The sequence below is a fragment of the Citrobacter sp. Ce129 genome (assembly GCF_030334545.1).
GTDB classification, from domain to species: domain Bacteria; phylum Pseudomonadota; class Gammaproteobacteria; order Enterobacterales; family Enterobacteriaceae; genus Citrobacter; species Citrobacter europaeus.
Genome location: NZ_JAOWDS010000059.1, coordinates 277,166 through 300,286, shown reverse-complemented (window position 1 = coordinate 300,286; position 23,121 = coordinate 277,166). Strand labels below are relative to the sequence as shown.

Genomic DNA, 23,121 nt, shown 5'->3' with positions numbered 1-23,121 from the left:
GTTTTTATTTATTATGGAAAGAGTTTAACAATGCAGCAGTTACAGAACGTTATTGAGTCCGCTTTCGAGCGCCGTGCCGACATTACTCCGGCAAATGTAGATACCGTAACCCGCGAAGCGGTGAATCAGGTTATTTCCTTACTGGATTCCGGTGCACTGCGCGTCGCAGAAAAGATTGAGGGTCAGTGGGTCACGCATCAGTGGCTGAAAAAGGCGGTCCTGCTCTCTTTCCGTATTAACGATAATCAGGTTATCGAGGGTGCGGAAAGCCGTTACTTCGATAAAGTGCCGATGAAATTCGCCAACTACGACGAAGCGCGCTTCCAGAAAGAAGGTTTCCGCGTGGTTCCGCCAGCTGCCGTGCGTCAGGGCGCGTTTATCGCCCGTAACACCGTGCTGATGCCGTCTTACGTGAACATCGGCGCTTATGTGGATGAAGGCACGATGGTTGATACCTGGGCGACCGTGGGTTCCTGCGCGCAAATCGGTAAAAACGTTCACCTGTCCGGCGGCGTTGGCATCGGCGGCGTACTGGAGCCGTTACAGGCTAACCCGACCATCATCGAAGACAACTGCTTCATCGGCGCACGTTCTGAAGTGGTTGAAGGCGTAATCGTCGAAGAAGGCTCTGTTATTTCTATGGGCGTATACCTGGGCCAGAGCACCAAAATCTATGACCGCGAAACCGGCGAAGTTTTCTACGGCCGCGTTCCGGCGGGCTCCGTGGTTGTCTCCGGCAACCTGCCGTCGAAAGATGGCAAGTACAGCCTGTACTGCGCGGTCATCGTGAAGAAAGTCGATGCCAAAACGCGCGGCAAAGTGGGAATCAACGAACTGTTACGCACCATCGACTAACAGCGATTTGAAAAAGCGGGCTTAGCCCGCTTTTTTTACATCTGCGAGTGGCATAAACAAGGCTTTTCGTTAATTATTCAATGGTTATAGTGAGCTTAAGGGTACCGCTATGTATGACAATCTGAAAAGTCTGGGCATTACTAATCCTGAAGAAATCGATCGTTACAGCCTGCGGCAAGAAGCCAACAACGATATCCTGAAAATCTATTTCCAGAAGGATAAAGGCGAGTTTTTTGCCAAGAGCGTGAAGTTCAAATATCCCCGTCAGCGTAAAACGGTTGTCGCCGATGGCGTCGGCCAGGGTTACAAAGAGGTGCAGGAGATCAGTCCCAACCTGCGCTACGTGATCGACGAACTGGATCAGATCTGCCAGCGCGATCGCAGCGAAGTCGATCTTAAACGCAAGATCCTTGATGATTTACGTCATCTGGAAAGCGTTGTGACCAACAAGATCAGCGAAATTGAAGCCGATCTGGAAAAACTAACGCGTAAATAACCTTGAGTGGATGTATTTGTAGGCCGGGTAAGGCGACGCCGCCACCCGGCATTTTGCCTGATAAGCGTGCCGCCATCAGGCAATTAATCAATGCTGCTCATCTAACTGCAACGCCACATACAACAGCAGTCGATCGTCAAAATTCCCCAGATCCAGCCCGGTCAGTTCTGAAATACGGTTCAGGCGATACTCCAGCGTATTGCGGTGAATAAACAATGCTTTTGAGGTTGCCAGCGGCTGAACGTTATGCCGAAACCATGCCGCTAATGTCCGACGCAGCAAGCCGTTGTTATCCATCGCTTTCAGCCTTGCCAGCGGGCGCGCCAGCTCATTGGCCTGCCAGCCGCCACGCAGACTGTCCAGCAGTACAGGCAGCATCAAATCCTGATAGAAATAGCTACGGCTTTCCGGCATCCGCTGCTTGCCGACCATCATGGTGGTGCGCGCCGTACGATACGAACGGGCAATGCTGCCAGGCCCGGTAAAATAGTTGCCCAGCGACACGCGAAAACGCAGCTGTCCATTCTCTTTCATACGGGTAATAAGCTGCTCAACGCGCTTGCGATGATCTTCAGCGTCCCAGCGACCAAACTGATTGAGCGCCGGTTTCAACACTACCATCTCGGTCAGGGAAACAATCGCAATCAGATTATTACGTTCAGGCGTGGTCAACGCGTTCTGCAATTGCTGTAGCTCTGCCATCGCGCTGTCAACGCCAAGCTGGCCGCTGTCGACCTCCACCACCGCCACCACGCGCGGCTGGTTTAAATCAATGCCCAGTCGCTGGGCCCATTCCATCAGCGCCGGAGTATTCTCCTCCGCCTGAATCAGGTTCATCACCAGCTCTTCACGCAGACGGCTATCCTGCGCTAACAGATGCATCAGACGCGACTGTTCCAGCATCATTTCGGCGGTCATGCACACCAGTTCGCCATACTTGCGCAGATGTTCCGGTTCGCCGGTAAGGCCGATAACGCCAACAATTTCGCCTTCCAGACGCAGCGGCAGGTTTATCCCCTGACGCACACCGTGCAGATGCCGGGCTACCGCATCGTCAATATCGACCACTCGACCTTGCGACAGGACCAGCAGCGCCCCTTCGTGCAATTCACCAATACGCTCGCGATCGCCGCTGCCGATTATCCGCCCACGGGCATCCATTACGTTGATATTGGTATCGATGATGCGCATGGTGCGCGCAACGATATCCTGCGCCATTTTGGTATCAAGATGCCAGCCAGCCATAAATCCCTCCTGTGAGCAGAGCTCAAGCATAGGGAAGATAATAAGCGCCGACATTGTGCAAATGCACAAAGCAGAAGGGAGAAGTATGGAGTTGTGGCAAATATCACAAAAAGAAACCCCTTCCTGTGCAGGAAGGGGTTGAGGGAGATTACTGCATCAACAGATAGATGGAGCTGTCACCACGCTGAATGTTCAGCGCCAGCACCGCCGGTTTGCTGTCGAGGATTTTGCGCAGTTCGGCGATGTTTTTCACCGGCTGCTGGTTAGCACCGATAATCACGTCACCTTTCTTCAGGCCAATCTGTGCAGCCGGAGTATTCGGTTTCACGTCGCTGACCACGACCCCTTTATCCTGGCCTTTGTTGCTCATATCGGCACCTTCAATGCCTTTGAAGATAGAGCTGGAATCAACCTGAGTCTGGCTGCTCTGCTGCAGTTCCAGATTCACGGTGACCGGCTTACCGTCGCGCAGCAGGCCAAGGTTAATTTTGCTGCCTACCGGCATCGTACCCACCTGCGCACGCAGGGCGGCGAAGCTGCTGATAGGTTTGCCATTCAGGGAGGTAATCACATCCCCGGCTTTAATACCGGCTTTCGCTGCGGAAGAGTTCGGCATTACCTGGCTGACGAATGCGCCGCGCTGAGCGTCAACTTTCATCGCTTTCGCCAGCTCAGAGCTCAGTTCGGTCCCCATAATACCCAGCTCACCACGTTTAACCTGACCAAACTCAACCATCTGCGAAGTCAGGTTTTTCACCATGTTGCTTGGGATTGCAAAACCGATACCGATGTTACCGCCGTCCGGCGCGAGGATCGCAGTGTTAATGCCGATCAGCTCACCGTTCAGGTTGACCAGCGCGCCACCGGAGTTACCACGGTTGATCGCAGCATCCGTCTGAATAAAGTTTTCATAGTTCTCCGCGTTCAGGCCGCTACGACCCAGCGCAGAAACGATGCCGGAGGTCACGGTCTCACCGAGGCCAAACGGGTTACCGATTGCTACGGTGTAATCACCCACGCGCAGCGCGTCGGAATCTGCCAGCTTAATCGCCGTCAGATTTTTCGGATCCTGAATTTGGATCAGCGCGATATCGGAGCGCGGATCTTTACCCACGATCTTCGCGTCAAATTTACGGCCATCGCTCAGTTGAACCTTAATCACCGTAGCGTTATCCACCACGTGGTTGTTGGTTACGACATATCCTTTCGCGGCATCAATAATTACACCAGAACCCAGCGCCATAAATTTCTGCTGCTGGCCGCCGCCGTTACCAGCGCCCGGCGCGCCGCCCTGACAGAACGGTGAACTCTGGAACGGAGAACCGTCCTGGCAGAACGGTGAGTTATCACCAAAGAACTGCTGGAAATTACGCGGCATACGCGGCGTATTTACCGTCGTGCTCCCCTCGACGTTAATACTTACCACCGATGGCATCACTTTTTCGAGCATCGGGGCCAGGCTTGGCATCTGTTGGGCGGTCATTGCTGAAGACGACGTCTCAGCCGCTGTGGCAGACAGGGGGGACAACGCCAAACCTAAACTCAGAGCCAGTGCACTCATTGCTAATGTGGTTTTTTTCATGTGTTTCGTTCTCGATTAACAGATAACGCAAAATTGCTGTATACGTCAGAGTCGTTTTATAGCGCTAAGTTCCAGAATTGAGTTTAAGGAAAAAGTAAAATTTTATTGGCCGTCTTTACAAATGAGTATTTATTGTTCTACGGCCATCAAGCGACGATATTCATCCCATGCATACAAATCTGTCATCCCGCTGATATAATCCTGAATCAGCCGACAGCGATAATAATATTCCAGAACAGGAAACTCGGCGCAACCCGTTGATATTTTACTAACCGCCTCAACATAAGCAAGACGATGGCGAGTTGACAACTTCTGAAATAATCGGGATTCGATAGGAAAACGTTTTACTCTTTCATTGTCGACCAGTTCAGTAAAATCTGACTGGGACATTTTTAATAAAGGCTGATAGATTTCCAACAACCCGGTGATCACCCGATAGCCCTGCAATTCCAGCTGCTCTACGTCAGGATGACTAAAGACATGTTTTACCGCCACATTTTTATAGACACCCAGCAACTGGCTAAAGCTACTGGCATCTTCCAACAGCGCGTGATTAAAGCTGCCGGCAAAAATCTGCGGTAAGTTATCAATAAAACGCTGGGCCGCATACGGCACCAGTTTATTCAGCGTATTAACGCGTAAATACATAAAGAACTGATCTTCGGTGCTCCGGCTTAATGTATTTGAACGTGACTTCTCCCAGGCGTTCTCAACAACCTGACTAAACAGAGAGCCTTTTTCGTGATGCCCCCACGCCTCATGCAGATGGTGATAAAGTTGCTCGACGCTAAAGATTCTTTTCTCAACGGCATCTTCCAGGTCGGCCACGCAATATGAGATATCATCGGCAGCTTCCATAATCCAGGTTAATGGAAAACGACTGTAAGGTGCTAATGATAATTCTTTACGTAACCGCTCAATATACGGTTCCTCGGAAAGGTAATAGCCCGGCTTCTTCATTAAATAGTTATGCGTCGCGGGCGTATCGCCTCGCCACCACGCCGGACGGGTATATTTTAAAATACCGCCGACCTGCGCCCAGGTAAGATTCATACGCATCAAAGTATGCACCAGACGAATACCCTGCGCATTGCCTTCAAAATGGCACAGGTCCTGGCGCACCTTACGGCGAATATCATTCAGCGACTCTTCACCTTCGCGCAAACGCAACGCCGCTACCAGGCAGCGGTCATCGCTAAGCGGCTGACTTTCCGCGTCGGCCGGATACAATCGCTGGCGGAACCAGTCATTAATCGCCGCTTCGCCAAAATGACCAAACGGCGGATTACCGATGTCATGCATCAGACACGACATTTCGACAATACTCTCAAACGGTCCCGTCAGTTCATCCAGACCATACAGCTCCAGCAGCTTTAGCTCTTTCAGCCGGCTGAGGATCTCTTTCGCGATATAGCGCCCAACCTGCTGCACTTCCATCGAGTGCGTCAGGCGCGTACGCACCGCCGCGTTACGCTCCAGCGGAAAGACCTGGGTTTTTTGTTGCAGTCGGCGAATTGCCGGAGAATTGATAATACGTCCACGATCGCTTTCAAAAATTCGCAGGATCTCATGCTCCGTCTTCACGCCCTGCGGCGAACGGTAACGGCGATGCCAGTTTATTTTTTTTCGGAAATCGATCTGTACCATATCCTCTCCCGCCTGAGAAATGCGCTACCCCTTAAGCGCATGATAGACTATGCCCTCAAATCTGGCTTATCGCGAGTAAATCTATGAAAATCGGCATCATTGGTGCAATGGAAGAAGAAGTTACGCTGCTGCGTGACAAAATCGAAAACCGTCAGACCATCACTCTCGGCGGTTGTGAAATTTACACCGGCCAACTGAACGGTACAGAGGTTGCGCTACTGAAATCAGGTATCGGTAAAGTGGCTGCAGCGCTGGGCGCTACGCTGCTGCTTGAACGCTGCAAGCCGGACGCCATTATTAACACCGGTTCAGCGGGCGGCCTGGCCTCAACGCTGAAAGTCGGCGATATCGTGGTTTCTGACGAAGCGCGCTATCACGATGCTGACGTTACCGCCTTTGGCTATGAGTTTGGCCAACTCCCGGGCTGCCCGGCTGGTTTTAAAGCCGACCCGGCGCTGATTGCTGCAGCAGAATCCTGCATTGCAGAACTCAATCTGAACGCCGTTCGCGGTCTTATCGTCAGCGGCGATGCCTTTATTAATGGCTCTGTGGGCCTGGCTAAAATCAAGCATAACTTCCCGCAGGCGATCGCCGTTGAGATGGAAGCGACCGCAATTGCGCACGTTTGCCACAACTTTAATGTGCCGTTCGTCGTGGTTCGCGCCATCTCTGACGTCGCCGATCAGCAGTCCCATCTCAGCTTTGACGAGTTCCTGGTCGTTGCCGCGAAACAGTCAAGCCTGATGGTTGAAACGCTGGTACAGAAACTGGCGCATGGCTAAATTACTCTCCAGGGCGCTGGTCGCCCTGCTTTTCACTCTCCCGGCGTTCCTTTACGCCGCACCGCGCGTTGTGACGCTTTCTCCTGCCAATACTGAACTCGCTTTTGCCGCTGGCATTACCCCCGTAGGCGTCAGTAGCTATTCAAATTACCCGCCAGAGGCCAAAAATATCGAGGAGGTCTCCACCTGGCAAGGCATGAATCTGGAACGCATTGTGGCGCTCAAACCGGATTTAGTCATCGCCTGGCGCGGGGGAAATGCAGAGCGGCAGGTGAATCAACTGACCGCCCTGGGAATTAAGGTCATCTGGGTAGACGCCGTTACCATCGAGCAGGTTGCCGATGCGCTCCGCCAGTTGGCGGCATGGAGCCCTAAGCCTGAGCAAGCCAAACAGGCGGCGCAAACCCTGCTTGATGACTATGCTTTACTTAAATCTCGATATGCCAACAAACCGAAAAAACGCGTGTTTCTCCAGTTTGGCGCTAATCCTCTGTTTACCAGTGGAAAAGGCTCCATTCAGCACGAGGTTCTTGAGGTATGCGGCGGAGAAAACATCTTTGCCGGCAGTCGGGTTCCCTGGCCACAGGTTAGCCGTGAGCAGGTCCTGGCACGAGCGCCCCAGGCGATTGTTGCAACCGGAGGCCCGGGCGAAACTCTGAAAATTGAGCAATACTGGGGAAACCAGCTAAAAATACCCATTATTACACTTAATAGTGACTGGTTCGAACGCGCGAGCCCGCGTATTATCCTCGCCGCAAAACAACTCTGTAATGCGCTTTCACAGATAAATTAGCGCCTGCCCCCACCAGGTCTGTTGTGAGGATTTAAAAATGCTCGTCTATTGGCTGGATATTGTCGGCACCGCGGTATTTGCTATCTCTGGCGTCTTACTGGCCGGAAAATTGCGTATGGATCCGTTTGGCGTCCTGGTCCTCGGCGTGGTTACCGCCGTTGGCGGCGGTACGATCCGCGATATGGCATTGGATCACGGACCGGTTTTTTGGGTTAAGGATCCGACCGATCTGGTGGTGGCGATGATCACCAGCATGCTGACAATCCTGCTGGTACGTCAGCCACGACGAATACCGAAGTGGATCCTTCCGGTGCTGGATGCCGTGGGCCTGGCGGTGTTCGTAGGAATTGGCGTCAATAAAGCATTTCTTGCAGGGACGGGACCGCTAGTGGCGATTTGTATGGGGGTGATTACCGGCGTTGGCGGCGGGATCATTCGCGACGTGTTAGCGCGTGAAGTCCCAATGATTCTGCGCACCGAAATCTACGCCACGGCGTGTATTATCGGCGGCATCGTACATGCGACAGCGTTTTATACCTTTAATGTATCGCTGGAAAACGCCAGTATGATGGGGATGATCGTTACCCTGCTGATTCGGCTTGCCGCCATTCGCTGGCATTTGAAATTGCCGACGTTTGCGCTGGATGATAACGGGCGTTGATGTGACGATACAGAACATGTAGGCCGGATAAGGCGTTTACGCCGCCATCCGGCACATTGCCCGGTGGCGCTACGCTTACCGGGCCTACACCATCAGACCATCGGTATTACAGACAGCAATCAGATGCTGAAAGAAGAGCCACACCCGCAGGTGCTTTTCGCATTCGGGTTAGTCACAACGAAGCGGGAACCTTCCAGACCTTCGGTATAGTCAACCGCGCCGCCCACCAGATATTGCAGGCTCATCGGATCAACTACCAGACCAACACCTTGTTTCTCAATGGTCATATCACCATCGTTCACCTGATCATCAAAGGTGAAACCATACTGGAAACCGCTGCAACCACCGCCGGTGATATACACGCGTAATTTCAGATTCGGGTTATCTTCGTCAGCGATCAGGCTTTTTACTTTATTGGCTGCTGCTTCTGTAAATTGCAGTGGCAGCGCTACGTCATCACTCATATTTTGCTCCAAACGACATTGGCAATTGGGCAAATTATAACCCAATGGTTAAGGCCATTATCTAATACCCTGGTATTTCGTTCAAGTATTCTCGCCAGCGGCAGTACCCTGACTTTTTGCCGCCTGCTCCGCTTCCTGTTTTGCCAGCGTGCGGGCAAGGATAGTCGAGTATAGCGGCTTTCCGCCCATAAATTGGGCTAATAGTGTTGCGCCAAGACAGGTAATAATCATTGGCAAAATGAGCTGATAGTTATCGGTCATCTCCAGCACCAGCACAATACCGGTTAACGGCGCACGCACCGAAGCCGCTAACAAAGCCCCCATTCCGGCAATGGCAAAGGTTCCGGCCTCCAGATGATACTGCGGAAAAGAAGCTGCCGCAGCCATACCGAACGCGGTGCCAAGCAACGTGCCCAACGCCAGCATCGGGGCAAAAATCCCACCGGGCGCGCCGGACGAGAAGCACAGCAGCGTGGTGACGACCCTGGTAATAAATATAAACAGCAGCAGACCAACGCTAAAATTGCCTGCCGCGGCGATAGGAATCAGGTTAAACCCGCCGCCTGCCGCTTCCGGTTGAATTAACCCGAGGATCCCGCACAGGCCGCCGATCGCGCCGCCCATCAGCACCCATTTTTTAATTTCACCACCGTGGAAGCGCTGGAACATATCCTGGGTACGCAACACCATGGTGTTAAACAATGGTCCGACACAGCCAAAAATAAGCCCGAGCACCAGATACAGCCACAGCGTATTTACCGGCGCATTGGAGAGCTTCCCAACTTCAATAATCGGCGCTTCGCCGTTGAACACGCGAAACACAATGCTCGACATAATAACGCCGGTAAACACGGCTTTGATCGAGACAAGGTTATAGCGAAACTGCGGGCGCATCTCTTCAATAATGAACAGGATCCCGGCCAGAGGCGCATTAAACGCCGCCGACAGCCCCGCAGCCGCACCGGTGGCCAGCAGGGTATGCCGCGCTTCGGCGCTGCGCATGCGGAAAATATCCAGCACCATGCGCCCAATATTGCCGCCAATCTGCACGGTCGGCCCTTCTCGCCCAAGCACCATCCCGGCCCCCAGCGTCCCCATACCGCCGATAAATTTCACCGGCAGAACGCGCCACCAGCGCACAGGCCGTAGCTCTTCCAGCGCACCTTCAATCTCAGGGATCCCGGAACCTCCCGCTTCCGGCGCAAATTTACGCACCAGAAAATAGCCGACCATCGCCAGCAGCGCGGAGAGAATAAACGCCAGCGGCCACAGCAGAATGGCATGGTCCGCAACCTGAGCCAGCGCGCCAATACGGTGGTTCTGTACCCAGGTCACCGCTTTTTCAAATGCCACGCCAACCAGTCCCGTCACGGTACCGACAACTGCGGCCATCAACAGGATCGCCAACGGCGTTTTGTCTCGTTCCAGGAGTCGACGGATTTGATCCCTGCGGCGTAAACGCACAATTTGTTGTGCTTCAAAAGAGGGAGAGTCAGTCTTCATCAGATGATCATTAATTGGTAATACAAATACGGAATCGGCATTCTACTCGCACATTTCACGAAAATCCCCTGCAAATCGCATTGTTTCAATTGCGTAAAACTTTCATAACCTTCTCTGAATAACTAGAATAGCGGGCATTTACTTTTTCTACGAACCAGGACCCCATCCATGAGTAAGTCTGAAAATCTCTACAGCGCAGCACGCGAACTTATCCCTGGCGGCGTTAACTCCCCCGTTCGCGCCTTTACTGGCGTGGGTGGAACTCCGCTGTTTATCGAAAAAGCGGACGGCGCATATCTGTACGATGTTGATGGTAAAGCCTATGTCGATTACGTCGGTTCCTGGGGACCGATGGTACTGGGCCATAACCACCCGGCAATCCGTAATGCGGTGATTGAAGCTGCGGAGCGCGGTTTAAGCTTCGGCGCGCCGACCGAGATGGAAGTAAAAATGGCGGCGCTGGTCACTGAACTCGTGCCAACCATGGACATGGTACGTATGGTGAACTCCGGTACGGAAGCGACGATGAGCGCAATCCGTCTGGCGCGCGGTTTCACCGGACGCGATAAGATCATCAAATTTGAAGGCTGCTATCACGGTCATGCCGACTGCCTGCTGGTCAAAGCCGGTTCCGGCGCATTAACGCTGGGCCAGCCTAACTCCCCGGGCGTTCCGGCCGACTTTGCGAAACACACCCTCACCTGCACCTACAACGATCTCTCTTCAGTACGTGAGGCATTTGAACAGTATCCACAAGAGATCGCCTGCATCATCGTTGAGCCGGTCGCGGGCAACATGAACTGCATCCCGCCGCTGCCGGAATTCCTGCCGGGCCTGCGCGCGCTGTGCGATGAGTTTGGCGCGCTGTTGATCATCGATGAAGTCATGACCGGTTTCCGCGTAGCGCTGGCCGGTGCACAGGATTATTACGGCGTCGTTCCGGATCTGACCTGCCTGGGTAAAATCATCGGCGGCGGAATGCCCGTTGGCGCATTCGGCGGCCGCCGCGATGTGATGGACGCGCTGGCGCCGACCGGTCCGGTTTACCAGGCGGGTACGCTTTCCGGTAACCCAATAGCGATGGCAGCAGGTTTTGCCTGTCTGACCGAAGTGGCCCAACCGGGTATTCATGAAACGCTGAACGAACTGACGACGCGTCTGGCGGAAGGTCTGCTGGAAGCTGCCGAAGAAGCGAATATTCCGCTGGTAGTTAACCATGTGGGCGGAATGTTCGGGATTTTCTTCACCGATGCAGAAACCGTAACCTGCTATCAGGATGTGATGGCATGCGACGTTGAACGCTTCAAGCGTTTCTTCCACATGATGCTGGATGAAGGGATTTACCTGGCGCCTTCTGCTTTCGAAGCGGGCTTTATGTCCGTGGCGCACAGCGAAGACGATATCAATAACACCATCGACGCCGCGCGCCGGGTGTTTGCGAAACTGTAAAAGAGAACGTACAGAAACAACGTAGGCCGGGTAAGGCGAAGCCGCCACCCGGCTTTTTTATTGCCGGATGGCGACGCAAAGCGTCTTATCCGACCTACATGAAAAGAATCAGCCTCAGCGACTCTGTTTTCTCAGCAGATAGATAAAGTACGGCGCGCCAATAAACGTCGACAATAACCCCGCCGGGATCTGATACGGAAACAGCACCATTCTGCCGCACCAGTCAGCAAAGACCAGAAGTACGCCTCCCGCCAGCGCCGAAATCAGCATATGCGGCATCGCCCGACGAAAACCCATCATTCGGGCAATATGCGGAGCCATCAACCCGACAAAGCTCAACGGTCCAATGGTCATGGTTGCTGTCGCCGTCAGCCCTGCTGCCAGGAGTAGTAACCCCACGCGCGACGGCGTGATTGCCATCCCCACCGCCCGCGCCGTATCACCGCCGAGCGGTAAAATCGTCAGCCAACGACGGCACAGCGGCGTCATCGCCAGCAGGATAACCACCACAATCCCGGTGCGCAGTACCTGTTCACCCGTCGCGTTATAGGTTGAGCCGGAGATCCAGGTCAGTACGCCCGCCATACGCGGATCGCCGCTGGCCTGCAGCATCATCAGCAACATTGTAAACGCCGTGCTGAGCGCCATCCCTGCCAGCAGCATACGGTGCGGCGAAAAACCACCGCGCCCGGCGGCAATCATAATGATAAGCAAGGTGGCCGCAGCCCCGAGACTCCCGGCAGGCATCAGCCAGCCAAAGGCATTTCCTGGGACCAGAAACAGCATCAGCACTACGCCAAATGCCGCACCGGAGCTAATGCCCAGCACTTCCGGGCTGGCCATTGGGTTGCCCGTCAGACGTTGAATAATACAGCCCGCTACCGCCAACATTACCCCGGCAATCAGCGCCGCCATAATACGTGGCCAGCGCCAGGGCATCAGCTCATCCAGCATCGCGCCGCTGGCCCATGTCCAGCCGTGCGCATCGCGGCCAAACGACAGCGCCACCACCAGGGTCAACAGCAAGAGCGCCCCACCCGCCAGCGTAAACATCAGCACATTCTGACGCTCAGCGGCGATGCGGTTGCTGGCATTCATATCCGGCGCGCTCATACTCCTAAGGCGCGGTAACAGCCACAGCAGTAATGGCGCGCCAATCAGCGCCGTCACCGATCCGGTGGAGACTTCCATCCATACGCGGGTCAGCCACAGAATGATTTGGTCGGAGAGCCAGAGGATCAACGCACCAATCAGCGGGGCCAGCATCAGACGCGCCAGCAGACGACGTGCACCAAGCATTTTCGCCAGCAGCGGCGCAAACAGGCCAATAAAGCCGATAATTCCCACGGCGTTCACCAGCAAGGCGCTGAGAACAATCGCCAGCGATAAAGCCGCCAGACGCGCCAGCGACAGCGCCAGACCAAGGTTACGCGCCACGCCGTCATCCAGTCCCATTAGCGTCATAGGCCGCAACAGCAACAGAGTCAGCATCACGCCACCCAGCAGTTGCGGCCACAGGCGCTGTACGCCGCTCCAGTCGGTTTGCGTTAGCGTACCGCTGCTCCATAAAAACATGCTTTGCAGTTGATCGTGATGGAAGATAACCATCAACTGGTTAATTGCCCCGCAGTACAGGCTGACCACCAGCCCGGCAAGGATTAACGTCACCGGGGAAAGACGCTTGCCCCAGGCTACGCCAAACACCAACGCCCCAACGACACATGCCCCCGCCAGCGCCGCAAATTGCGTGGTCAGCGCACCGGGAATAGCCCACAGCGTGGTAACCGTAATGCCCAACTGCGCACCGGTCGCCACGCCCAACGTGGTTGGCTCCGCCAGCGGGTTACGCAGCACCTGCTGAAACAATACGCCGACCAGCCCCAGCCCGGCACCGACCAGAAGCGAAATCGCCAGCCTCGGCAGCAAGCTGTAGTGGAAAACCATCTGCTCAATAGCATTGATATCCGGTGACCAGATAGCCTGTTGCCACTGGCTGCGCGGTAGCGCAACGGAGAAGTTAGCCCACGTGAGCCAGCAGGCAGCAACAAACAGAACCGCCAGCAGAAGCGTTGGGAACAGCGCAATACGTTTACTCACGCTTTGCCTCCCAGCGCATTATCCAGAATACGGGCAAAATGCATTGCCGAGAGCGTTGCGCCATAGAACCAGACGGCCGGCACGCGCTGAAAACGTCCGCTACGGACAAACGGCATCGCTTGCCACAACGGCGTAGACATCAATGCAGCCATCTCTTTATCGTTGCCGTGGTCAAAGCACAATACATCAACATCCTGAAAGGTAGCCAGACGGTCAATACTCACGGCAGTGCTGCCCCAAAAGTTTGTCTCTCCCTGCCAGGCGTTGGGGATCCCATAATCGTCCAGCACGTCCTGGAACAGGCTATTTGGGCCAAACACCAGCATATGTCGCGAATCAAGCAGGGAAGTGAGAAGTACAGGGCGCGCGCCGCGTTGAATGAAGCGCGGCTTCAGACTGGCGATAAAACGATCGTACTCGGCCAGATGGCGTTCAGCAGAGGCCTGCAGATTGAACAATTGCGCCATTTCCTGCAGCGATTGTCGCGCAACCGCCAGCGGTTTTTTGCCGTCGCTGAAGTTAAATCCCCGGCCAGGCGCAATCCGCGCCAGCTTTTCGGGAGAAGGACCATAGCCTGCCGACCAGAGCAAAAACGAGGGTTTCATTTCGGTCAGCAGTTCAAGATTGGGTTCCGTGCGTAGCCCGACATCAATCACCGAGTCCGGCAGCGGGGGCTCATTGACCCACAGCTTGTAGTTAGGGATATCGGCAATGCCATACGGCGTAATACCCAGCGCCAGCAATAGCTCTACCGGCAGCCATTCCAGCGCCACAATGCGCTGTGGATCAACAGACGCGGCGTGCGCCGTATTCATCTGCCACAGCAGCGGCGACAGCGCCATCGCCGTAAGCAAGCGCCGACGGGTAATATGATGTAATTCAATCATTAATAGACAAAACTCACGGGTGCGGCACCGGCCGGATGCGGCAAAATGCCCATCGGGATACCGTAAATCTGTTCCAGAGTTTCACTGCGCATCAGTTCAGCAGGCGTCCCTTGCGCAATCATTTCTCCGCCGCGCAACGCAACTAAGTAATCACAGTAGCGGGCCGCCATGTTGATATCATGCAGCACCGCAATCACCGTCAGCCCGCGCTGTTGGCTTAAGCGATGCACCAGCGCCAGTACATCAACCTGATGGGCGATATCCAGCGCGGAAGTCGGTTCATCAAGCAGCAGACAGCGGCTGTCCTGCGCAACCAGCATGGCAATCCACGCGCGCTGACGTTCTCCGCCGGACAGACTATCAACCAAACGGTGCGCCAGCGGTTTTAAGCCGACCAGCGAAATCGCTTCTTCTACTTTCTCTCTGTCGGCAACGCCAAAACGTCCCAGCGCCCCGTGCCACGGATAGCGGCCAATCGCCACCAGTTCGCGCACCGTCATCCCTTCGGCCTGCGGCAGCTGCTGCGGCAGATAGGCGACCTTGCGGGCAAACGCTTTACTGCTCCAGTTCTCCAGCGGCTGTTCGTCGAGCAGGATTTCACCTTCTGACGGCGGCTGATGACGTCCCAGCATTTTCAATAACGTCGATTTTCCGGAACCGTTGTGGCCGATAAGACCAGTCACTTTTCCCACAGGAAAAGTTAATGAGAGAGGATGCAAAAGCGTGCGGCCAGGCACACGAAAGGAGACATTACGCAACGCAAAAGTGGTGTCGGGATGGGATCTGTTTTCCTGCATAGCAGCCAACTTGTAAAACGGGCACGCAAAGCGTGCCCAAAAGAAATTAGAAACGGAAGGTTGCGGTTGCAACGACCTGACGTTCTGCGCCCCAGAAGCAGCCATAGGTATTGAAGCAACTGGCGACGTATTCACGGTCAAACAGGTTGTTCACATGCAGCGCCACGTTGGAGCCCGCCATGCCGACGCGCGCCAGATCGTAACGTACTAACGCATCCACCAGCGTATAGCTCCCCACTTTAAATGAGTTTGCCGGATCGCCATAGCTGGAGCCAGTATAACGAACACCCGTACCCAACGTCAGCCCGGAAAGCGCGCCGTCATAAAGGGTGTAGTCCCCCCACAGTGATGCCATATGTTTTGGCACCTGAGCAGGCGTGTTGCCTTTGTAGTTGGTGTCGGTAGTGTATTCCGCGTCGGTGTAGGTATAAGAACCCACTACGTTGACGCTGGCAGACAGCGCCGCTTTCGCTTCGATTTCCACACCGCGTGAACGAATTTCACCGCCTTCAACTGACCAGAACGATCCATTCGGGTCGGCCATCAGGTTGTTGGTTTTGGTCAACTGGTAAACGGCACCAGTGATCACGATCGGACGATCGCTCGGCACGTACTTCACGCCAGCTTCGTACTGCTTACCTTTAGATGGCGCAAAGATGTTGCCGCTTTCCCCGACCTGAGAAGCAGGTTCAAACGACTCGCTGTAGCTGAAATACGGGGTCACACCGTTGTCGAACAGGTAGTTAACACCGCCACGCCAGGTGAATTGCTTATCATCACGGGAATCCTGCACGCCAGAAACGCGGTTCAGGGAGTCCTGTTTAGCCCAGTCGTAACGACCGCCCAGAGTGACCAGCACCTTATCCCACTGCATCTGATCCTGAGCGTACAGGCCAGTCTGCTTCTGCTTATTCAGCACTTTATAAGGACCGGAAGGACCAGGGTGTGAGCCAAAATCGAAGTCGCTGCGATCAAGGTTATAGATATCTGACGGCGATACGGAACCGGCATAACCAAACCAGGAGTCGATATCGTTACGCATACGCATGAAATCAACGCCGGTCAGCAGCGTGTGATCAACATCGGCAGTTGCAAACTTGCTTTGCAGTTGGGTATCAACAGAGAAGTTCTGCAATTTCTCATTATCGATAACGTATTGGCGAGTCAGCGTGTGATCCCAATCGGCCTGAGGAACGCTGGCGCAAGGACTGTTGGCCGGATCCTTTGTATAGAGCGGATCGGAGCACATTCCGTAGCCATACACGCTATTCTGCGAAACCTTGTTTTGCGCATAACGCAGGTTCTGACGCACGGTAAAGGTATCGTTAAATTCGTGATCGAAGCTGTAGCCCACCATCTTCTCGTTACGAGAATAGGTATTGTTGTTCGCACCTTCGTTGAAATCGGTAGGCAGACGTGAACCGTTTGGCAGCTTAGATACGGTCCCCTCTTTCGGCAACCAGCCGTAATAGCCGGTTTCCGGCTCGTTCTGGAAGTAGGAGAGGAAGGTGAAGTTTGTCTTATCATCCGGACGCCATGAGAACGATGGCGCGATGGCGTAGCGTTGTTCTTCCGCACCCTGCTGCTGCGCATTCGCAGAACGCGCCAGGCCGGTCAGGCGGTATGAGTACACGCCATCGTCATCCAGCGCATCGCTGAAGTCGAAACCGGTCTGGAACAGGCTGTCGGTGCCCATTTTGAACTGAACTTCTTTCAGCGGCTCCGTCGTCGGACGCTTGCTGACCATGTTCAACAACCCGCCAGGGTTGCTCTTTCCGTAAAGAACGGAAACCGGACCGCGCATCACTTCAGCGCGTTCCAGCATATAGGGGTCGATTACCGCATCGTTATAGAAGTTACCCTGCATCTTCAGGCCATTCAGATAGTTATTCTGACTTTGGCCGTCGGCGGCAAATCCGCGAATAATCAGATAGTCATAGGTATTGGACGCACCACGCGTACCCACGGCAACGCCAGGGGTGTAGCTGAGCGCCTCTTTAACCGATTTCGGCTGATGCAACGCCATCTCTTCGGCGGTGACCACGGAAATAGACTGAGGAACTTTTTGAATCGGAGTATCGGTTTTGGTCGCCGTAGCAGACTGTCGTGCAGCGATGGTTGCCGCTGGTCCCCATGCGCTTTCCTGCGGGGCAGGTGCAGCAGTTACGGTGATGGTTTCTTCTTTCGGGTCAACCGCCGCCTGTGCATAGACAGACATGCCGCTAACCGCTGTGGCTACCACTACTGCGATTTTACGCAGCGATGAACTTGGCTGAGCAGTTTTAAGACGCGCCATTGGTATTTCTCTGATGAAAGTGAATGATAACGTAAACGAGAATTATTATTATAACGGCAGCATAATATTCGAAACTCTGGCGAGATAGCAAGCAATACGCGTCCCTACTAAAACTGAGGGGTTAAGAAATAACCAGATGAAAAGAAAGGGTTAATAAATTAGGCTAAAATGTTAGGGCTCAAAAAGAACCCCGTAGGGGTATCGCGTCTGCATAGATCCACATTAGCGGTAATACACTTCAAAGGTAGCCACCGCATCGACCTGGCCCCCCTTCACCGTTCCGGTTTTAGCGTATCGCGCTTTCAGCGGGATCACCTCTGTTCCCTGCCCGGTCGCGCTTTCGATCCCCGTATATTCCTGATCAAAATTCAGCACATGATTGTCTTTGTCGAGGATCTGGATCCCGACGCCGCTGGCGGCCCCTTCTCCGTGGGCAATGTTCAGAATAGTGCCGTCGGTAACACCGGTTGAACCGGCGCTGGTAAACTTATAATCAATGTGCGTTCCGGCAGTACAATTGGCGACTTCAATTTTAAAGCTGTCATCGGTGAGCACGGATGAATATCCCTGAGATAACCCACCGGCTGTCACCGTATCCAGCAACACATTGATATTTTTGCTTTTCAGATTGCAGGTATTAGCAATCACATCAACCGTGGCAGGCGCAAAGCGTAATTTCGCTACGGTTAAACTTCCCATTTGATAATCGGCGTTAAATTTACTGGTATCCAGCGTGCCAGACTGGACCGTCCCGATAACCACTAACTGAACGCCGACATGATAAGTTGAATCATACGAGACCCAGTTGCCCGTCATCCCCAGATAATGCCAGGGAGTAATAATGTTATCGTCGGTAAAGGTGGCGGTTTTATTTTCCGCGCGGGCGGCGCGAACCCCGATGCCCGGCACCGTGGTTTTATAAACGCCGCTTAACACTCCCGAGTAATCGGCATCGGTTAATACCGTGTAACCTTCGCGAACCTGTACATCTGTATTACAGGTCAATCCGTGTGATTCTCCGACCGTTTCTCCGGAATAGACAATGGTTCCTACGGCGGCATCGGAGTCAATCACAATCTGCGCGGGCATGGTAAACGTAATCGTTGGATTCGCATTCGGATTGGTAAACGAGCAGTCCGCTCTGGCCTGCTGAAAACAGACGCTCACCAAGGCTAAAACCAACATCATGAAGAGCCTGGAAAATCCCTTTTTCCCTTTACTCATTGGTTAACTTTCCTGTTTGCTAAACAACATCCCTGGGCGCGTTCCCCAGTGGATTACCGGTAATAAACGGCAAACGTCGCCACCGCATCAACCTGACCCGCCTTCACGTTACCCGTTTTGATATAGCGCGCCTTAAGTGGAATGGTCACCGACTGATCCTGTGTCGTTTGCGCGACCGCCGTATAGTTGCGATCAAACTGCAGCACGTTGTCGTTACTGTCCATAATTTGAATGCCGACCCCGTCAGCAGCGTGATCGCCCGTAGCAATATTCAGGATATTGCCATCCGTGACGCCGGTCGAACCCGCGGTAGTGAACTGATAGTCAACCTGGATGCCCGCGCTGCAATTATTAAGCTGAATTTTAAAGCTGTCATCGGACACCGTTCTGGACACGCCATTAGCCAGTTCGCTGGCAACAATCGTAGAGAGCGGCGCCAGAACATTCTTTTCAACCAGGTTACAGCTGTTTGACTGAACGATTACGGTAGTCGGTGAAACTCTGATCCTCGCCACAGTAACGCCGTCGTAGATCCAGTCAGCACTTAACTGTGAAGTATCAATGTCCCCTGAGCTCACTTCTCCGGTCACGACAAACTGTGCCTCCGCGTGTGAGTCCATTGCATAAATACTCTTCGGTTCGGTTCGGGATGACCCAGTATGCATCGGTGTTACCAACGAGCCTGGCGTTATCACCTGGATGTCTTTAACCCACGCCATGCGTACGCCAATTCCGGGAACGTTGGTCTGATAAACCCGGGACAATGGATTATCGGTACGCTCATCGCTGGCGGTTAAAAAGGTGTAGCCCGTCTTGATCTCTCCATCGCTGGTACATGAAACAGAAATCGCATCCCCTAATGACTCTTGCGAGTAGAGCACGGTTCCCGGTTCGGCATCGGCATTCACCACTAATGCTGGCAGCGTGATTACCGCAGTCGAAGGTTCCTTACCATTTAAAATTGAACAACTGGCGCTTGCCATCTGGTAGCACATCAACAATCCACCGCATACCACCACCTGACACCCGCGTTTTATCATCCTTTGCATATTGCCTCCTTTTATCAATGGCAGTTAAGCGTTGTGGTAAAAATACCCGGTTCCGGTTGTGCCGGAACCGTCACCTCCGCCGAGCAGCGCTGCTGCGCCGTATCGCCCCATTGTGCGGTCACACGCTGCGTCCCTTTTAACCCGGTGACATACACTTCACCGGCATCGCCTACGATTGACGTCGCGCCGTCCATACTCAGCACGGCCCCAAAAGGCACTACGCCCTGGCCATATCGCAACGTCAGCAAGGCGCGTTTACCTGCCCGCGCGGTAAAGTCAGCCGCCACCACCGCACCTTTCGTCGGAATCACGTCCAAAGACGCATCCTGAATATCTAAATCATCGCGCCCCTGGGTATTCACGGTGATAGTATTGCGCCGATAGTTGGTTAAGGTCGGCACAATGGCATTGCCCCAACGGTCGGTATACACCCCTTGTGAATTCTGGATTTTGACGTTATCGCCATCGGCGATATGCACCACCGCAAAAGCGTCCTGGATTGATTGTCCCAGCGTGATTCCCTGCGAGTGCGCGACCACGGATCCCTGCGCGCTATAGCCCCACTGCTTGCTGTCTTGCTGATAGCTGTAATTCGCGCTGAATTCCCCCACCGAGGCCCGATAGCGCGAGGAGAGATAGGCGCCGTAGCCCACGTTGTTATCGGTGTAGGTCTGCTGAAGATTGTAATTTAAGTTGTTATTTTCCAGCAGCGTGCCGCTGACGCCCGCCTGGTGTGAAGTGTTACCTTTTTTCGAACTGGTCAGGTTGTAGGTGCCCCAGGAGTTCGCCAGCCAGCGCGAGAGCGGTACGTTAATCGAAATCGAAACCTGCTGGTCGTTATCGGTTGAAGGCGTTTTCGTCAGGCTGTAGTTCAGCGACCAGTTAACGCCCTGCCAGCTACTGCTGTAACCCAGGCTGACGCTGCGCTCATGGCCTTCCATTCCCCAGTAGTCCTGCTGATAGGCGTTGGCATATACCGACCCCCAGCTATGTAACGACTGTGAAAGGTTTAGCTGTAAGCGGCTCCGGCGGTTAAAAGCATTGCGATAGCTGTAAATGCTGTCGTCATCATAGGTGTTATTGCGCTGATCGAGCGCCTCCTGAAAGGTATAAAACCCGGAGGTGGAATAACGATAGCTGGCCAGCGTGACCGTGGTATTGGTCAGCGGAAAATCTTTTGCGTACTGCGCGCGCCACGACTGGCCGTTCGCATCTGCGCGACCGTCGTCAAACGCGGTTCTGGCCGCCGTCAAATCCATCGACACGGAACCAAAATCGCGTAAATCGGCCCCGATGCCGACCAGCCCGGCATGATACATCGACGCGCCCTGCAGACCGCCGTAGGCGGTAATCCCGTAAGGTAAGCCGTAAATGGCCGTCGCCTGGCCGAATTCCGGCTCCTCGCCGTTATCCACATCGCGATATTTTCCTGCCGCCAGGCTGTACTTCAGCGCGCCTTCGCGCTGCATAATCGGCACCGAGGAGCTGGCCTGAATAAAGCTGCGCTCCGTACCGTCGGCCTCCGTGACGGTGACTTCCAGATCCGCCCCTGCCGTGACCTGGGTTAAATCACGGATTTCAAACGGGCCGGGCGAGACGTTGGTCTGGTAGATGGTGTAACCGTTTTGTTTGATGGTCACTTTGGCATCGCTGTTGGCGATGCCGCGCACCACCGGGGCGAACCCCTGTAATCCGCTGGGCAGCATGCTGGTATCGGTCTCCAGCTTCACCCCGGTCATTTGTACGCTGTCGAACAGTTCGCCGTTGGTGTAGGTTTGCCCAAGCTGAAGCTGGCTGCGCAGGCGTTTGATATCACGCTCCAGCGTTGTGCTTATAGATTGCCAGCCGCTGTCATTCCCCCAGTTGCTGGAATTGCGCACCCGCCATGGGCCGATGTTCATACCCGAATTGAGACTGGCCCAGTTAGAGGTATTGTTGTCCCCATTCGACTGCTGATGCGAACCCGAAACATAGTAGCTGGTCCACAGCGCCGGAATGCCATCGTCCCAGGAAGCAGGATTGCTTTCGCCCGAAATTTGTTTGTCGCGGTAGATTTGCGGAATACGTAATTGCAGCACCTGAGTTTCCGGGCTGAAGTCATAGCGCGCATCAGCAATATATTCACTAATATCGCCCAGCAGCGTATCTTCATTAATATTATTTAATGCCGGGACGGTATCGACTTTGACGCCTAATTCGCGCAGTTCCGCTTTGGTGAATTGCGGAATCAGTTTGCTGTTATCTTTTGAAAGGAGGTAATTTAAATTTCGTTTATCGATGCGATCCTGATCCCAGACAATGGACGTTAAATACCGCCCGGGAGATAATCCGTTATGGCGTAAATAGGCTTCAAGCGCGCCGGTATTCTCCAGCGGCGTCCCCGTTTCCAGCGCGTTGAGATTGAAATAATCGTCAGCGCAAACGGAACCACTCGCCGTTAATATCGCGAATGTCAGCGTATTGAGTGCAAAAAGCCGGACAGTACGATGAGAAGACATAAACGCCACCCGTAAGAAATCGATAGCTCATTTACAGCGACTGTTTCCGCTGTCCGGTTTCTGATCCGTAATCATTAATTGCGGTCCAGACAACGTTACCTTTTACTGCCGATGGCAACGGAAAACGCTGCTCAGCAAACGGCGCGACCATCATGGTTAATGCCGAGGGAGAGTTTTGCTCTGATGCTGCTTTAATCTCTGTTCCCGCGACTTTTAGCTGTCCAAAGGTGACATAGAATGGCGTAGGGTTTTTCACCACTAACTGGTTTTGGCTGCGGCTAAACTGCAATGACTGCCAGGCCGTTTTCGCCTCACTTTCTTTCAGCGAAGCCGGGCGATAGAACAGCTTTAATTTGGTCTTAATAGCAAATTGCAGCGTGTTGTTATCGCGTAATTCTTCCGGGATCGCAGAAACAGATTTTATATTCGCCATAAACAGCGACTCACGGTCCTGCGGCAAGGCCGTTTTATTACCGGTATAAACTACGTGCAGCAGCGTCTGGCGATTTTCATCCAGTTTATAAATCGGTGGGGTAATAATAAATGGCGCTTTACTGTCATCAATATTACTGACCCAACTATGCACCAGATAACGTTTATCATTATCTTTATTTTTTAATGTTACCTGTACTTCAGACTGGTTGGCAGGATAAATAATTCGCGTTCCGCCAACCACTACGCCAGCATGAGCAATATTAATGCCAGTAGCTAACACCAGGGCTAATGTGGTAATGAGTCGTTTCATTTTTCCATTCCATTGAAATACTGGCCCAGCCTGGGCCAGGTTGTATGACAA

At 53.7% G+C, this 23,121-nt stretch carries 19 protein-coding genes and 1 pseudogene; 6 read left to right on the top strand and 14 right to left on the bottom strand.

What is annotated here, in order from left to right:
• The first annotated feature begins 30 nt into the window (after window positions 1-30).
• On the top strand, window positions 31-855 hold the full coding sequence (gene dapD / locus OGV77_RS10975) for a 2,3,4,5-tetrahydropyridine-2,6-dicarboxylate N-succinyltransferase (protein ID WP_043018483.1): 825 nt from the start codon (window positions 31-33) through the stop codon (window positions 853-855).
• A gap of 109 nt (window positions 856-964) precedes the next feature.
• Window positions 965-1,351, top strand: a complete 387-nt coding sequence (locus OGV77_RS10970) for a DUF3461 family protein (RefSeq protein ID WP_003018562.1) — start codon at window positions 965-967, stop codon at window positions 1,349-1,351.
• A gap of 87 nt (window positions 1,352-1,438) precedes the next feature.
• On the opposite strand, the gene cdaR is transcribed toward OGV77_RS10970, so the two are convergent.
• The 3 genes from cdaR to dgt all read right to left on the bottom strand — a co-directional run bounded on the left by cdaR (window position 1,439) and on the right by dgt (window position 5,825).
• Entirely contained in the window at window positions 1,439-2,596 is a 1,158-nt protein-coding gene (gene cdaR / locus OGV77_RS10965; protein ID WP_043018482.1) for a DNA-binding transcriptional regulator CdaR, read from the bottom strand.
• Between the two features lie 148 nt (window positions 2,597-2,744).
• Window positions 2,745-4,178 carry a serine endoprotease DegP gene (gene degP / locus OGV77_RS10960; RefSeq protein ID WP_043018481.1) on the bottom strand — a complete coding sequence of 478 codons (1,434 nt, stop codon included), beginning with the start codon at window positions 4,176-4,178 and terminating at the stop codon, window positions 2,745-2,747.
• Window positions 4,179-4,307: 129 nt separating this feature from the next.
• Window positions 4,308-5,825, bottom strand: a complete 1,518-nt coding sequence (dgt, locus tag OGV77_RS10955; protein WP_043018480.1) for a dGTPase — start codon at window positions 5,823-5,825, stop codon at window positions 4,308-4,310.
• 83 nt (window positions 5,826-5,908) lie between these two features.
• On the opposite strand from dgt, the gene mtnN reads away from it, so the two are divergent.
• Genes mtnN through OGV77_RS10940 form a run of 3 tightly spaced genes read left to right on the top strand, consistent with a single transcriptional unit; the run spans window position 5,909 to window position 8,061 of the window.
• On the top strand, window positions 5,909-6,607 hold the full coding sequence (gene mtnN / locus OGV77_RS10950; protein ID WP_043018479.1) for a 5'-methylthioadenosine/S-adenosylhomocysteine nucleosidase: 699 nt from the start codon (window positions 5,909-5,911) through the stop codon (window positions 6,605-6,607).
• Window positions 6,600-7,400, top strand: coding sequence for a vitamin B12 ABC transporter substrate-binding protein BtuF (gene btuF, locus OGV77_RS10945; protein WP_043018478.1), 801 nt, complete (start codon window positions 6,600-6,602; stop codon window positions 7,398-7,400). Before mtnN ends, btuF begins: the two co-directional genes overlap by 8 nt.
• Window positions 7,401-7,437: 37 nt before the next feature.
• Entirely contained in the window at window positions 7,438-8,061 is a 624-nt protein-coding gene (locus tag OGV77_RS10940) for a TRIC cation channel family protein (RefSeq protein WP_043018477.1), read from the top strand.
• 119 nt (window positions 8,062-8,180) lie between these two features.
• Here the strand turns inward: OGV77_RS10940 and erpA are convergent, their stop codons facing one another.
• From erpA to clcA, 3 genes and pseudogenes are all read right to left on the bottom strand, one after another.
• Window positions 8,181-8,525, bottom strand: a complete 345-nt coding sequence (gene erpA, locus OGV77_RS10935) for an iron-sulfur cluster insertion protein ErpA (RefSeq protein ID WP_003018581.1) — start codon at window positions 8,523-8,525, stop codon at window positions 8,181-8,183.
• Window positions 8,518-8,583 (bottom strand): annotated as a pseudogene (gene yadW / locus OGV77_RS10930) (small protein YadW). Before yadW ends, erpA begins: the two are co-directional and overlap by 8 nt.
• 23 nt (window positions 8,584-8,606) lie before the next feature.
• The gene (gene clcA, locus OGV77_RS10925) at window positions 8,607-10,028 is read right to left on the bottom strand and encodes a H(+)/Cl(-) exchange transporter ClcA (RefSeq protein WP_043018476.1); all 1,422 of its coding nucleotides are present in this window, start codon (window positions 10,026-10,028) and stop codon (window positions 8,607-8,609) included.
• A 168-nt stretch (window positions 10,029-10,196) separates the two neighbouring features.
• Here clcA and hemL point away from each other — a divergent pair, with 168 nt between their 5' ends.
• A complete protein-coding gene (gene hemL / locus OGV77_RS10920) occupies window positions 10,197-11,477 on the top strand; it encodes a glutamate-1-semialdehyde 2,1-aminomutase (protein WP_087051033.1) in 1,281 nt (426 codons plus the stop codon).
• A gap of 114 nt (window positions 11,478-11,591) precedes the next feature.
• Here hemL and fhuB read toward each other — a convergent pair whose 3' ends face one another.
• The 8 genes from fhuB to OGV77_RS10880 form a co-directional block, all read right to left on the bottom strand.
• Window positions 11,592-13,574 (bottom strand): Fe(3+)-hydroxamate ABC transporter permease FhuB, encoded by a 1,983-nt coding sequence (fhuB, locus tag OGV77_RS10915; RefSeq protein WP_087051032.1) that lies wholly within the window; start codon window positions 13,572-13,574, stop codon window positions 11,592-11,594.
• The gene (gene fhuD / locus OGV77_RS10910; RefSeq protein WP_087051031.1) at window positions 13,571-14,461 is read right to left on the bottom strand and encodes a Fe(3+)-hydroxamate ABC transporter substrate-binding protein FhuD; all 891 of its coding nucleotides are present in this window, start codon (window positions 14,459-14,461) and stop codon (window positions 13,571-13,573) included. The genes fhuB and fhuD overlap by 4 nt, the downstream gene beginning before the upstream one ends.
• Complete coding sequence (fhuC, locus tag OGV77_RS10905; protein WP_003845793.1) at window positions 14,461-15,258, bottom strand: Fe3+-hydroxamate ABC transporter ATP-binding protein FhuC; 798 nt, start codon at window positions 15,256-15,258, stop codon at window positions 14,461-14,463. Before fhuC ends, fhuD begins: the two co-directional genes overlap by 1 nt.
• Before the next feature lie 46 nt (window positions 15,259-15,304).
• Window positions 15,305-17,554 carry a ferrichrome porin FhuA gene (gene fhuA, locus OGV77_RS10900; RefSeq protein ID WP_047406107.1) on the bottom strand — a complete coding sequence of 750 codons (2,250 nt, stop codon included), beginning with the start codon at window positions 17,552-17,554 and terminating at the stop codon, window positions 15,305-15,307.
• 222 nt (window positions 17,555-17,776) lie between these two features.
• Complete coding sequence (locus OGV77_RS10895; RefSeq protein ID WP_231130612.1) at window positions 17,777-18,742, bottom strand: fimbrial protein; 966 nt, start codon at window positions 18,740-18,742, stop codon at window positions 17,777-17,779.
• An 89-nt stretch (window positions 18,743-18,831) separates the two neighbouring features.
• A complete protein-coding gene (locus OGV77_RS10890; RefSeq protein ID WP_087051029.1) occupies window positions 18,832-19,827 on the bottom strand; it encodes a fimbrial protein in 996 nt (331 codons plus the stop codon).
• 14 nt (window positions 19,828-19,841) lie between these two features.
• A complete protein-coding gene (locus OGV77_RS10885) occupies window positions 19,842-22,325 on the bottom strand; it encodes a fimbria/pilus outer membrane usher protein (protein ID WP_087051028.1) in 2,484 nt (827 codons plus the stop codon).
• Between the two features lie 31 nt (window positions 22,326-22,356).
• The gene (locus OGV77_RS10880; RefSeq protein ID WP_080625713.1) at window positions 22,357-23,070 is read right to left on the bottom strand and encodes a fimbrial biogenesis chaperone; all 714 of its coding nucleotides are present in this window, start codon (window positions 23,068-23,070) and stop codon (window positions 22,357-22,359) included.
• Window positions 23,071-23,121: the final 51 nt, after the last annotated feature.